The organism is Leeuwenhoekiella marinoflava DSM 3653, assembly GCF_900129005.1.
In the GTDB taxonomy this organism is placed as follows: domain Bacteria; phylum Bacteroidota; class Bacteroidia; order Flavobacteriales; family Flavobacteriaceae; genus Leeuwenhoekiella; species Leeuwenhoekiella marinoflava.
Window position 1 is genome coordinate 81,435 of sequence record NZ_FQUN01000012.1, and the last position, 13,381, is coordinate 94,815.

14 protein-coding genes are annotated in these 13,381 nt (G+C 37.7%); all 14 read left to right on the top strand.

Translation table 11 applies throughout. From position 1 onward, the window contains the following. Window positions 1–20: 20 nt before the first annotated feature. The 14 genes from BUB91_RS12035 to BUB91_RS12100 all read left to right on the top strand — a co-directional run bounded on the left by BUB91_RS12035 (window position 21) and on the right by BUB91_RS12100 (window position 13,337). Complete coding sequence (locus tag BUB91_RS12035; RefSeq protein ID WP_073099496.1) at window positions 21–938, top strand: glycosyltransferase family 2 protein; 918 nt, start codon at window positions 21–23, stop codon at window positions 936–938. Window positions 939–972: 34 nt separating this feature from the next. Further along, complete coding sequence (locus tag BUB91_RS12040; protein ID WP_128759387.1) at window positions 973–2,109, top strand: glycosyltransferase; 1,137 nt, start codon at window positions 973–975, stop codon at window positions 2,107–2,109. A gap of 4 nt (window positions 2,110–2,113) precedes the next feature. Next, window positions 2,114–3,094, top strand: a complete 981-nt coding sequence (locus BUB91_RS12045) for a glycosyltransferase family 2 protein (RefSeq protein WP_073099500.1) — start codon at window positions 2,114–2,116, stop codon at window positions 3,092–3,094. 46 nt (window positions 3,095–3,140) lie between these two features. After that, window positions 3,141–3,953, top strand: a complete 813-nt coding sequence (locus tag BUB91_RS12050) for an FkbM family methyltransferase (RefSeq protein WP_073099501.1) — start codon at window positions 3,141–3,143, stop codon at window positions 3,951–3,953. Beyond that, a complete protein-coding gene (locus tag BUB91_RS12055) occupies window positions 3,943–4,914 on the top strand; it encodes a glycosyltransferase family 2 protein (RefSeq protein WP_073099503.1) in 972 nt (323 codons plus the stop codon). The genes BUB91_RS12050 and BUB91_RS12055 overlap by 11 nt, the downstream gene beginning before the upstream one ends. A 1-nt stretch (window position 4,915) precedes the next feature. Further along, window positions 4,916–5,869, top strand: a complete 954-nt coding sequence (locus BUB91_RS12060) for a glycosyltransferase family 2 protein (RefSeq protein WP_073099505.1) — start codon at window positions 4,916–4,918, stop codon at window positions 5,867–5,869. Beyond that, complete coding sequence (locus tag BUB91_RS12065) at window positions 5,851–7,104, top strand: glycosyltransferase family protein (RefSeq protein WP_073099508.1); 1,254 nt, start codon at window positions 5,851–5,853, stop codon at window positions 7,102–7,104. The genes BUB91_RS12060 and BUB91_RS12065 overlap by 19 nt, the downstream gene beginning before the upstream one ends. Next, window positions 7,091–8,017 carry a glycosyltransferase family 2 protein gene (locus BUB91_RS12070; protein WP_073099510.1) on the top strand — a complete coding sequence of 309 codons (927 nt, stop codon included), beginning with the start codon at window positions 7,091–7,093 and terminating at the stop codon, window positions 8,015–8,017. The genes BUB91_RS12065 and BUB91_RS12070 overlap by 14 nt, the downstream gene beginning before the upstream one ends. 19 nt (window positions 8,018–8,036) lie before the next feature. After that, window positions 8,037–8,957: a glycosyltransferase family 2 protein gene (locus BUB91_RS12075; protein WP_262490548.1), complete on the top strand. Its 921-nt coding sequence runs from the start codon at window positions 8,037–8,039 to the stop codon at window positions 8,955–8,957. After that, window positions 8,954–9,616 carry an acylneuraminate cytidylyltransferase family protein gene (locus BUB91_RS12080; protein ID WP_073099514.1) on the top strand — a complete coding sequence of 221 codons (663 nt, stop codon included), beginning with the start codon at window positions 8,954–8,956 and terminating at the stop codon, window positions 9,614–9,616. Before BUB91_RS12075 ends, BUB91_RS12080 begins: the two co-directional genes overlap by 4 nt. A 244-nt stretch (window positions 9,617–9,860) precedes the next feature. Next, the gene (neuB, locus tag BUB91_RS12085; protein WP_073099517.1) at window positions 9,861–10,904 is read left to right on the top strand and encodes an N-acetylneuraminate synthase; all 1,044 of its coding nucleotides are present in this window, start codon (window positions 9,861–9,863) and stop codon (window positions 10,902–10,904) included. A 269-nt stretch (window positions 10,905–11,173) separates the two neighbouring features. After that, window positions 11,174–11,464, top strand: coding sequence for a GIY-YIG nuclease family protein (locus BUB91_RS12090; RefSeq protein ID WP_073099518.1), 291 nt, complete (start codon window positions 11,174–11,176; stop codon window positions 11,462–11,464). Window positions 11,465–11,721: 257 nt separating this feature from the next. Continuing rightward, window positions 11,722–12,846, top strand: coding sequence for a UDP-N-acetylglucosamine 2-epimerase (gene neuC / locus BUB91_RS12095; protein ID WP_073099519.1), 1,125 nt, complete (start codon window positions 11,722–11,724; stop codon window positions 12,844–12,846). Between the two features lie 200 nt (window positions 12,847–13,046). Further along, window positions 13,047–13,337, top strand: coding sequence for a GIY-YIG nuclease family protein (locus BUB91_RS12100; RefSeq protein ID WP_073099520.1), 291 nt, complete (start codon window positions 13,047–13,049; stop codon window positions 13,335–13,337). Window positions 13,338–13,381: the final 44 nt, after the last annotated feature.

The window sequence follows — 13,381 nt, forward strand, 5'->3', positions numbered from 1 at the left end:
CTTTATTTATTTCAATTCTTTTGGGAGTAAGTATAATTATACCGCTTTATAATAAAGAGAAGTATGTTTTAGATACTTTAATATCTGTTCAAAATCAAGTTTTTAAGGATTGGGAATGTATTATAGTAGATGATGGTTCAACAGATAATTCTTTCCATATTGTAAAGGGGTTTATAAAATCAAAATCAAATTTTAAATTATATAAAAGGCCTGATGATAGAATAAAAGGGGCAAGCACTTGCAGAAATATAGGTTTGAAATTCTCTACAATGACATTTATTCAGTATCTAGATGCAGATGACATACTAGCGCCTTTCAAGCTAAAATTTCAGATTGATTTAATAAAGTTATATAGCTCTAACGTAGTGTCGATTTGTAAATGGGGTCGTATTGATTTTGATGAATATTTATTACACGAAAACCTATCGAGCTACGATAATTTTAATTCTATTCCAGATTTTTTAAATGCCTTAATAAAGGATTATGGATATTTTCCGCCTAATGCCTATCTAATTCCAAAATCATTAATAGAAATTGCAGGTCCTTGGAATGAAAATTTAAGTTTGAATGATGATGGCGAGTTTATTATGAGAATACTCAGCCATACGAAGCAAATCATTTTTTCTTCTGAGTCAATTGCTTGGTACCGGACAAGGACAGAAAATAATCTAAGCTCTTTTGGTAATCTTGATTCGGTAAGAAGGGGCTTATTAAGTTGGAAGTTAATAGACACTCATTTAGACATAGCACTTGAAGAACGTCAAAAAGAATTTGTACTCTGGAATTTAAAAAGTTTTTATCGAGAACTTAAATTAAAAAAGCCAGAATATCTTCAAGACCTAAAACCATTTTTTGAAGAAATAATTGTTCAAGATTCAATGTATAGTATTTTGAAGCGAAAAATTATTAATCTCTTAAAATTTTTATTTGTTAGATAAGCAAATTTTTCAAGGTAAAAGGTTATTGTTCGTAATGCACTACGGAAGTCTTGGAGGCGCAGAACGCCAAGGCCTGGGATTAGCTAAATTTTTGACAGAAGAATACCAGTGTGAAGTGTCTCTTTTGCTTACGTTTAGCGATGAACTGCAGCCCGATTTTAAGCAATTTGCCAAAGCTTGCCATATCAGACACATTTTCCATACACACGCTCCTTATTTGGTGTGTTGGAAAGAACTAAGCTATCGTAACCTGAAGCGACTGGTATGGAGTTTCAAGTACATTTGGGGTTATAGAAAATTACTTAAACCCTATGGATTTGATTATATATTTCCATTTTTAAACTTTCCATCTAAAGTTGCCTTTTATCTGTATAAAGTTTTACCAACTGTTAAGTTTACGTTTTGGCATCAATTGGGTCTCGATGTTTTTAAACCTGATGAGTTGTTTGAAAAATATGCATCAAGAGCTGTGCCGGCAGTCATAGCCAACTCACAAACTGGATTGGAGTTATACAAAAGGCACTATGGGCTTGATAAGGAAAAATCATACATTCTCCCTCAATATCTAACGATGGAATATCTTTATTTTGATAAAAAGGAAATCCGTAACAAATTTAATATACCTCAAGACGCCCTAGTTTTTGGAATGGTGGCCCATTACAGGGAAGACAAAAAGCACGAACTCATTTTGGAAGCTTTTAAAAAAGTAAGCGAAAATTTCGAAGACGCATTTTTGATATTTACCGGGAACAGGGAGTCATCAAGATATACCCGAATTAAATATGATGCGCTGGAAAAATCTATTCGTGAAGAAGGTTTAGAACAGAAAGTGCGTTTGCTATCTCAGGAATCAATAGAGGAGGTTTTGAGTAGTTTGGATGTGGGGCTATTAATTTCAGAAATAGAAGGCATGCCTAATGCAGTGATGGAATATATGCTTTATGGATTACCTGTTATAGCAAGTGATCACCCCGGCTGTAAATACTTACTTAAAGAAAGTCCGTATCTTATATCCAATAACAGAGAACATTTAATTGGTAAAATGTCAGAGTTATTAAATCATCCATCCATCCGCGATCAACATGGGCTTAAAAATCGGGAATATATCAAAAGCTTTACTAAGGAATCGTACGTAAGGGATTTAAGCACAATCATTAAGCGTCATTTATAAACCGATGCCTAAAGTTTCAATCATATTGCCCACTTATAATGGACAGGCTTATATCGAAGAGGCAATAGCAAGTATATTGAATCAAACTTTTATAGATTTCGAATTGATTGTTGTAGATGATTGTTCAACAGACCATACACCAAAATTGCTTGAATTTTTTAGGTTGCAGGATTCCAGGATCAAAATAATTACAAACAAACATAACTTAAAATTACCCGCCTCGCTTAATGTTGGTCACCGGATGGCGCAAGGGGAGTATTTAACCTGGACTTCAGATGATAATACACTTCATAGTGATTTTTTAGAGCGTTTAGTGAAGGTTTTAGAAACTAGTGGCGAAGACGTAGTATATTCTAATTTTAATGTAATTAATGATCAAAGTAAACATATTAGAGTTTACAAAGTCAGTCCGGTAATTCTTTTGCCCTTTGAAAATGGAATTGGGGCTAGCTTCTTGTATAGAAAGGAAGTATTTCAAAAATTTAATTATAATGAGGATTTACATGGTATTGAGGATTATGATTTTTGGGTAAGAGCTGCAAATCACTTTAAATTTAAACATACTTCAGAAGTACTCTATAGTTATAGAGTTCATAAAAATAGTTTGACTACGGAAATAGGGCTGAATGAAGTCGCACAAAAGAAATTTGAGAAAAATTTAAAGGTGGTTTTGAGCAATTTCGTGATGTTTAGAGTTGATACACAGAAAATACTCTTTCAATTTCAAAGGCAATCACATTGGGATTGGGATTACTTTTTTAGCGTTCGAAAAGAGGCTGAATTAGATTTTAAAAAATGGATTGAATTTAGTGAATTGGATATGAGTATGTTCAAAGAATATTACATCAAGGTCTTAAGAAGTTTATTAATTAATAAGGCAAAAAGAATGCAGGTATTACGACTATTATTCTTAAATCCTTCTCTTATAAGCTACAAATATAGTTTTCGGACTAGTCTTAATATTCTTAAAAGGATTTTTATCTAAATTCGTATTAGAATTTTGTTGCATTTTCTCATTTAAGTTCAGTGTTTTGGAAAAAAGTTTTCGTAAGCTTTATAACCTGATATTCAAAGGCAGTCCTCAAAAACGCCTGCAGTACGATTTACAAAGAAGCTCGTTTGTAAGTAAGGCAAAACTTAAAGAACAGGAAGCGCTTTACAGGCTTGAACTTAAAAACTACACCAATCCATTTTTTATCAGAAACCGGCCTAGCAGTGATTATGACGTTTTGCGCCAGGTGATATTTGAAACGGAATATGAGACGGCTTGTACCGCATTGGAGCTTAACTTCCAAGCGGGTGAACCTATAACTATTATTGATGCAGGAGCTAATATTGGTCTTACATCGCGTTTTTTTGCAGAACGTTACCCCCTTAGTGTAATTTATTCTTTAGAACCAGAGCCTCAAAATTTTAAAATGCTTCTGAAAAATGTGGAAAATTTTGGAACTATTAAACCCTTGCAAAAAGCTTTAAGTGCAGAACAGGGAAAACGTTTTGACATAGGGAAATCCATGCGTGATGGTGCAGACTGGGCAAAAACAACCCAGGAAAGCACCACTGGAACAATTCCGGGCATCACACTCCAGGAACTCCTAAATGAAGGAACCGGATTCTTTGATCTTTTAAAAATTGATATTGAAGGTGCTGAGCGTTTTATTTTTGATAGTCAGGTAAATCAGGATTTTTTAGATAGGACAAAGGTGCTGGTTATTGAGATTCACGATGAGTTTAATATACGTACTCCAATCTATGAGACGCTTCGAAAACGAGGTTATAGTATTTTAGAGCAGGGAGAATTGACACTAGGGATTAATACTAAACTGATACATTTTGTCTCCTAAAATCAGTGTCTTATTACCGGTCTACAATGCTGAAGCTTTTATCGCCGAAAGCATACAGAGTATTCTTGATCAAACGGAACCTGATTTTGAACTTTTAATCATTGATGATTGTTCTACGGATAATAGTGTTTCAATCATTGAAAGTTTTCAAGATCCCCGGATTATCCTTTATAAGAAAAAAGTGAATTCCGGGTATACCGAAAGTTTAAACTGGGCTATTGATCAGGCGCGCGGTGCCTATATCGCTCGAATGGATGCAGACGATATAAGTTTACCACAGCGCTTTGAAAAGCAGATCTACTTTTTAGAACAAAATTCGCATATTGCGATTTGCGGAACCGATGCAGTAGTAGAGGGTAGCAGTCTAAAATTTAATTATCCAACCGAACCTAAAGCAATACAGGCCCATCTACTTTTAGGCAGTTCCCTGATTCACCCCAGTATAATGGGGCGGACTGACCTATTCAAACAGTTTAAATACGACCCTTTAAAAGAGCCGGCGGAAGATTATGATTTGTTTACTCTTTTGGCGGCAGCAGGAGTACAGTTAGCCAACTTAAATGAACCTTTGTTAATTTATCGGGTACATAGCAATCAAATTTCTAAAGTCCAGAATCAAAAACAGGTTGTGAGTGCACAACAGAGTATGTTGCGTATGTTTAGGTTGTTTGACTGCGATCAAATGCGATATCCTAATGAAGTGGTGCTTTCTTACATTTGGCCTACAAGAGTTTCAAGCATGGAACAACTCAAAGCCGGACTTGCATTTTTTGAACAACTTGAGAAGTGTAAACATCCCTTTTCAAAAAAACAGGTTTCAAAAACACTTCGTGTTAAACGCTATAACTTACTTAAAGCCTGTGTGCAGCAAAAGGAATTTGGAACTATCAAAGCTTCATTCTTTGCATTACAACATCTTGGACCATCGTATTGGCGTCAAATTTTAAAATTAAGTCAGTAGTTTGGAATCTAATAAAAGCTCTAAAGTTACCATTCTTTTAGCCACATTTAATAGGGCTCATTTAATTCTGGAAACTTTAGAGTCTATTAAGAATCAAACCTACCGTAATTTTGAATGTTTAATTACAGATGATAATTCAATTGATGATACTGAGTTGGTGGTAAATCAATTTATTAAAACAGATTCTCGATTTTTATATTTCGAGAAACCTTCCACTTATATTAAAGGACTTTCAGCCACGCGAAATTACGGTTTAGATTTAGCCAAGGACTTAAAATCGAAGTTTATTCTGTTTGTCGATGATGATGATATTCTACATCCTCAAAACCTTGAAATATGTACTAAGGCGTTTGATAGTAATAATTTAGATTTTATACATTATAAGATAAAACCATTTAACAATTACATAAAAAGGTTTAGTGATATTCGAGAATTCAAGCGAATTGATGATGTTTCAGATAAAAGACTAATAGATGTTTTAGATAATATAATACCCTTAGCTAGTTGCTCGGTCATGTGGAGAAAAACAGCCCTTCAAGGTGAGAGGTTTAAAGAAGGTTTGTATTATGCCGAAGAACTTGAGTTCTATTCTCGGCTATTAATCAAAGAGAGAAAGGGAGGGAGAATAAATGTTGAACTTTATTATAATAGGAAACACGAGCACAGTAACACAGCAGCCTTCTTTAATGGAAATCTAAAGTATACAGAGAGTCTTATCAGAGCCTATCAAATATGTATAGATAATTTGATAGAGAGTAATAAAATGAATTATACTTCGGCAAAATTTTTTGTTTGGAAGGCTGTTGTTAAAAAGGAGAAGTCTCTTTATCAAGCGATAATGAGAAAATCTGCTTTGAATGCTGTCAATACAATAAGACTTTGGTTTTTATATAATTTTAGCGGAGTAGTAGGCTTTTTTTTAAAAATGAAAAAAGGATGGCGAACAAAGTTTTAGTTGTTACTGATTCCGTTAATCCGGAAGATAGCAGTGGTTCTAAGGCTAATGTTGCCTTTATTAAAAGTCTTGTTGCTTCTGGCTATGTGGTAAGTGTTATTCACTATACTCAGGATGAGATTCAAATAGAAGGAGCGATCTGCTTTTTAGCAGAACAACGGAGAAGCAATTTATACTATATACTCGGTGGGATTCAGCGTACTGTACATCGTAATCTGGGTGTGAACTGGTCGGTCTTTTTAGAGAATATCTTTGGATTTAGTTTTGCATTCTTCAACGATACTAAATCTTTTGTAAAAAAGATTAAAAGCTTTAATGTTCACAATTTTGATTTAGTCATAACCCTAAGTAAGGGGGAGAGTTTTCGACCCCATTATGCACTATTACAATTACCTGAGTGGCACGAGAAATGGTTGGCTTACGTTCACGATCCATATCCTTTTCAACATTACCCTAAACCCTATACCTTTGTTCCTAAGGGGGCAAAGCAGAAAGATCATTTTTTTCAAAAGGTAGCTGCCCATTGTAGATATGCAGGCTTTCCGTCACGTTTTCTGGCAGAGCATATGACAGGGTTTTATCCCGGGTTTAAAGAAAAATCGGTGATCATTCCACATCAATACGATAACGAGATTGCAGAGGTTTCACTGCCTTCTTTTTTTAAGGAAAATGCGTTCAACATCCTTCATACGGGGAATTTAATTGGCGGAAGATCTCCCCAAGGTCTGCTTCTGGGTTTTCAACAATTTTTGGATAATCATCAGGAAGCAAGAGGGGATGTCTATATTTATTTAGTAGGCCCCGCCAGCAATTATAAAGAATTGATAAACTCATTTGAACCCGTTGCGCAGTTCATCTATCACCCGGGCGTTTCCTATGCTGAATCTTTGGCGTTACAACAAGCCGCATCTGTAAACCTAATTATTGAAGCAAGTGATACAGATTATAGTCCGTTTTTACCGGCCAAGATGGCTCATTGTGTGATGGTAGATAAGCCTATTTTAGCTTTAAGTCCAAAAAAAAGTGAAGTGCGAGGGCTGCTCGGGGAAGATTACACCTGGCAAAGTGAGGCAGACGATTCCAAACAGATCGCCAGAATTCTCTCTGAGCTCTACCTCAAATGGAAAAATACAAAGGCAGAATCCTGGCATTTAAATCGTGCCGATTTACAGGACTATTTTTCATCAGCGTATCTCAATAAACAAATTCAAAATCTCCTAAATGCCTCTGCTTAACTCCAAAGAGATAAGTATATTAATAACCACTTTTAACCGTAAACAGGAGTTGATTTTTACTTTGAATGCCTTGCGAGAAGTCATTGCTGATGAGGGTATTTACATTTGGGATGACGCATCTACAGACAGCACTTTTGAATACATCTCGAGTGAATATCCGGAGATAAACATATTTCAGAATACAGTAAATAAGGGCTTGATAGCCAATCGAAATCAATTGATGCAAGCCGCTCCTACAGAATACGTTCTTTCCCTGGATGATGACGCGCACTTTTTAAATCCTGAAGAATTAGAAAAAGCAATGTCGTTTATGCAGGAGAATCTCAACTGTGCTGTTTTATCGTTTAGGCTTTTTTGGGGCCTGCAAAAGCCGGCGAGTCAAAAAACGTCTGAGAATACCTATCAGGTAAGTAATTTTCTGGGAGGTGCTCACCTGATGCGTAAAAGTTCTTGGGATAACTTTATAACGTCTTACCCCGAGTGGTATCATTTCTATGGAGAAGAGGACTATGCCGCAATGAAATTATTTAGGGCAGAACAAATGGTTTTCTATTTTCCAAAAGTGCTCGTTCATCATCGGGTATCACTAAAGAATCGAAAAAAGAGCGCTGAAGAAACCAGCTTAAGAACCCAATGGGCTTTGCAGGCTGCCTGGAGTAACTATTTGATTTTTTATCCCAAACAAAAAGCCTGGTTTAAAATTATGTATTCTATCAAGGAACAGTTCAGACTGAAATTTTTAAAAGGCGAATTCAGTATTCTGATGAGTATATGCAAGGCCGGATTAGCGTTAATTCAAAATAGACGCCGTCGACAAAAGCTGGACATACGTTTTTCTAACGAAAAACTTAACGCCTATTTATCACTGTCTCAAGCACCTGTTTTTTGGAATCCAAAATTAAGCTCAAATTAAACCGATAGTTTCTATAATTATCCCTGTTTACAACCGGGAAGCTCATCTAAAAGGTACACTCGATTCGATAAAGGCTCAAACCTATCGCAATTGGGAGTGTTTACTTGTTGACGATCACAGTACCGATAAGTCTCTTCAAATCTTAAAAGATTTTGAAAAAGGAGATTCGCGATTTAAAGTTTTGATACGTCCTAATAACCGACCCAAGGGTGCCAACGCCTGTCGTAATTTTGGTTTTGAACATGCTACGGGAAGATTTATCAATTGGTTTGATTCTGATGATTTGATGGAGCCGGATTTTATTCATAAGAAGCTTGCCGCTTTTGATACGGAAACAGATATCGTTTTGTCAAAAACGAAAATCTATTATGTGAAAGATCAAACGGAAGTTTTAGAGCAGCGCACACAGTTAACGTCTAATCTGCTCGAGGACTTTATCACCCGTAAAATATCCTGGTATTTGCCAGACCCTATGTATACCAAATCCTTTTTGGATAAACATAATCTAGTTTTTGATGAACAGCTTTTAGGTGGGCAGGACCGGGACTTTTTTCAACGTGTATTGTTGAGCAATCCAGTAATGCTAGTCATTAATTATTATTTAACCACATACTTAAAACACAGTGCGAGTATTTCAGAGAACATATATAAGCAGGGGAACTTTAAAATTACGCAATCCCGAGTTCGTGCGCTGATTTCTTTCATTAAGAGGTTGCAATCGGAAGGCAGGTTGTCTCCCTCGCTCAGGAGATTTTATACTGCTGAATTGCGAAAAATGATACCCCTCGTTCATAAAGATTTAAAAACAACGAAATCCATTTTGAAAGTACTGTTAAAATTAGGGTCTCTAAATTTTGAGACACTTAAAAGCTGGAGTAAAGTGAGTTTAGGGCTTTCAAGTTTGATGATTACCGGTAAAGGTCAAAAGCTTTTTAAATGAAAACCTACCTTGTTATAATCCCCGCGCGGGCCGGTTCGCAAAGACTTCCCGGAAAAAATTTGCGGCAATTAGGAGATAAGCCGCTTGTTGGTCATAGCATGACCTATGCTCAGGAAGAAGGATTTGAGCATATTGTAGTTAGTTCAAATGATGAAAAGGTTCTTCAATATGCAGAACAAGTAGGTGGTGTTAAAGTCATTAAACGGCCCGATGCTTTAGCAGGCAACGAAGAACCGGTAGTTACAGCTTTGCAACATGCGGTAAATCAACTGAAAAAGAAGTTTAAAGCGGTTATTTTATTGCAACCCACAAATCCGTTGAGGCCCAAAGGTCTTCTTAAAGAAGCCATCGCGACTTTTGAACGTGAAGATTGTGATAGTCTGATGACCGTTTCCCGAAATGAGCGTAAACTGGGAACTATTTCTAATAATTGTTTTACCCCATACAATTATAAAATGGGTCAGCGCAGTCAGGATCTTGAACCACTATATTATGAGAACGGTTTGCTTTATATTTTTAAAACGGAATTATTAAATCAGGGTAAACTTTTGGGAGAAAAAAATTATCCTTTAATTGTGGATCATCCTTTTGCAGAAATTGACATTGATACCGAAGCGGATTTTAAGAGGGCGGAGTTGTATTTGAAGTATTTTAAATAAGGTTACTTCGAAATTGTCACTTCGAGTGGCTGAAGCATAGCTTTAGCGGAGCTTCAGGTGTATGGAGAAGTCTTAGGAGTTAGGATGTTTGTTGTTTGTGAGGGTTCTCGATACAATTCTTTCACGCTAGGGCGCTCAAGAATCACTCGAACTGACATTTTTGATACATTTGCTTTCTGCTTGTAGCCTCAATCAAAGAAATCGAAGTGACAGGTTAATATAATTAAAAATAAGAACGACCACCTTGAACCCATACATCCAAATTGAAAACCGTAAGATAGGACCGGATTACCCACCACTGGTCATCGCCGAAATAGGGATTAATCACGAAGGTTCTCTGCAAGTGGCTAAAGAACTGGTTGATGCTGCGCACCGGGCAGGAGCTGAAGTGGTCAAACACCAAACGCATATTGTAGAAGATGAAATGAGCGGTGCTGCAAAGAAAGTGATTCCGGGGAATGCAGCTGTTTCTATTTACGAGATTATGCAGCGTTGCGCGCTTGATGAAGCCGATGAGATTGCGCTTAAAAAGTACGTCGAAGAAAAAGGAATGCTATTTATCTCAACACCTTTTTCGCGTGCAGCCGCAAACCGGCTTCAGGCTATGCATGTTTCGGCCTATAAAATCGGTTCGGGTGAATGCAATAATTATCCCTTACTCAAGCACATCGCAGGTTTTGGGAAGCCGGTTATTCTCAGCACCGGGATGAATACGATTGAAAGTATCTCTAAGGCCGTGCAGATTTTTAAGCATGCCGGTACACCTTTCGCTTTGCTGCACACCACTAATTTATATCCAACCCCCACTCATTTAGTGCGTTTGGGTGCGATGACTCAACTGCATCAGGCCTTTCCCGATGTGCCTTTTGGCTTATCAGATCATACCTTGAACAACAACGCTTGTTTGGGAGCAGTAGCTTTAGGAGCTTCTATTTTAGAGCGGCATTTTACCGATCATATGCAGCGTACCGGACCGGATATTGTTTGCAGTATGGACGAGAAAGCTTGCACCGAACTCATTCAGTCGAGTAAGGAAATCTGGCTTATGCGTGGGGGCGTAAAAGCGCCGGCTCAGGAAGAACAGGTCACCATCGATTTTGCATTTGCAACTGTTTGTACCATCGCGCCAATCCAGGAAGGTGAGGTTTTTAGCGAAGCAAATATTTGGGTAAAGCGTCCGGGAACCGGTGAGATTTTGGCTGAACAGTTTGAAGATATCCTGGGAAAAAAAGCAGCAAGAGCTATTGCTGAGGATGAACAGTTAAAGCACGATGATATTAAATATTGACTGTCACTTCGAGTGACTGAAGCATAGCGGCAGCGAAGCTTCAGGTGTATCGAGAAGTCTTTTGTGTTAGAATGTTTCTCGTTCACCAGACTTCTCGATACAATCTTTTCGAACTCAGGTTCTCAAAAATTACTCGAAGTGACACTTCTCGATACATTTGCTTTCGGCTTGTAGCCTCAATTAAACACCGAAGTGGCATTCTCGAAACATTGTATTTTTGGATTTGGATCTTTCATTGGTGTTTTTTTTAAAGATTAGTTGCTGGTTATATGAAAATTTATAGTGTCTACATCCTTAAATGCAGGGATAAAACCTATTACACCGGTATAACCTCTGATCTTTGGGAGCGGATTGAACAGCATCAATCCGGGAAGTATAAAAATTCCTATACGCATAGCAGAAGGCCGATTGAACTGGTTTATTATTGTGAATTTACAGAGCCCGATTTAGCAATTGGGTTTGAGAAGAGGATTAAAAATTGGTCGCAAGCAAAGAAAGAAGCTTTGATAAATGGAGAATATGAAAAGCTACCCAATTTGGCTAAAAAGCTATTTAAATAATGTCACTTCGAGTGGCTGGAGCATAGCGATAGTGGAGCTTCAGACGTATCGAGAAGTCTTTTGTGTTAGAATGTTTCTCGTTCACCAGACTTCTCGATACAATCTTTTCGAACTCAGGTTCTCAAAAATTACTCGAAGTGACACTTCGCGATTCATTTGTTTTCGGTTTGCCGGCTCAATCAAACTGAAGTAACATTGTAGATAGTTTTTTAGCTCAGGTTTTAAACATTATTTGAACTACTATTTTTATAAAAATAATTTTGAAAAAAATAGCCTTCCTCAGCGGTACGCGGGCAGATTTTGGGAAACTGAAATCCCTGATTCAGGCGGTAAGTGATGCGCCGGAATTTGAGTATTGTATTTTTGCTACGGGCATGCACTTGCTGGAGCAATACGGCCTAACCGTTATTGAGATCGAAAAGGCCGGTTTGCATAACATACACCGTTTTCCCAATCATACCTCAGAAGCCACGATGGATCTTACTTTGGCTAAGACTATCGAAGGTTTTTCAGCCTTTGTTAAAGCCGTTAAACCTGATTTGATTGTGGTTCACGGCGATCGGGTGGAAGCTCTGGCCGGTGGAATTGTAGGTTCTTTAAACAATATTTTGGTAGGTCATATCGAAGGAGGCGAACTTTCGGGGACCGTAGATGAACTCATTCGGCATTCGGTGAGTAAATTGAGTCATATTCATTTTGTATCTCACGAGACGGCAGCCAAACGTTTGCTGCAAATGGGCGAACTCGAGAGCAGTATTTTTAACATCGGTTCGGCTGATCTCGATGTGCTTTTTAGTGATAGCTTACCGGCTTTAGAAACCGCAAAAGCTTACTACGACATTCCGTTTGAAAACTATGCGCTAGTCTTATTTCATTCGGTGACCACCGCGCATCAGGAAACTGTAACCCATGCAGGTGATTTCGTGCAAGTGCTCCTGGAAGATGATCAAAACTATGTGGTGATCTATCCCAATAATGACCTGGGTTCTTCGGCTATTTTGGAGGCGTATCGCCAATTTGAAGGGCATCCGCGATTCCGGCTTTTTCCCTCGTTGCGGTTTGAGTACTTCATTACTTTGCTCAAAAACGCAGCCTTTTTAATAGGAAACAGCAGTGCCGGAATTCACGAGGCTCCCTATCTGGGTATTCCTACGGTAAATGTGGGCAGGCGCCAGGAAAACCGCGATTTGTACACTGATAGCATTATTCACGTGGATAATACTAAAGCAGCTATTTTAAAAGGGATCGCTTCTGCGAAAGCACTAAACGTAAATCCAAAAGGAGCAAAAAGCACCAAAACAGCTGCCTCCGGATTTCTGGAAGCGCTAAGAACCAAAGCTTTTTGGCAAATAGACCATCAGAAGCAATTTCGGGATCTTTAAGGTGTCACTTCGAGTGGCTGAAGCAGAGCGATAGCGGAGCTTCAGGTGTATCGAGAAGTCTTAGGAGTTCGGATGTTTTTTAGTTCAACAAGCTTCTCGATACATTTGCTTTCGGCTTTTGGCCTCAATCAAACACTCGAAGTGACGCTTCTCGATTTAGATTTTTCATTGATGTTTTTTAAAGATTAGTTGCGGTTTGTATGAAAGTTTATAGCGTTTATATTCTAAGGTGTCGGGATAAAACCTATTATACCGGCATTACTTCTGATCTTTGGGGGCGGATTGAACAACATCAATCCGGGAAGTATAAAAATTCCTATACGTATAGCAGAAGGCCAATTGAATTGGTTTATTATTGTGAGTTTACAGAGCCAGATTTAGCAATTGAGTTTGAGAAAAGGATTAAAAATTGGTCACAGGCAAAGAAAGAGGCTTTAATCAATGGAGAATATGAAAAGTTGCCGAATTTGGCTAAAAAGCGATTTAAATAATATTTGTCACTTCGAGTGGCTGAAGCAGAGCGATAGCGGAGCTT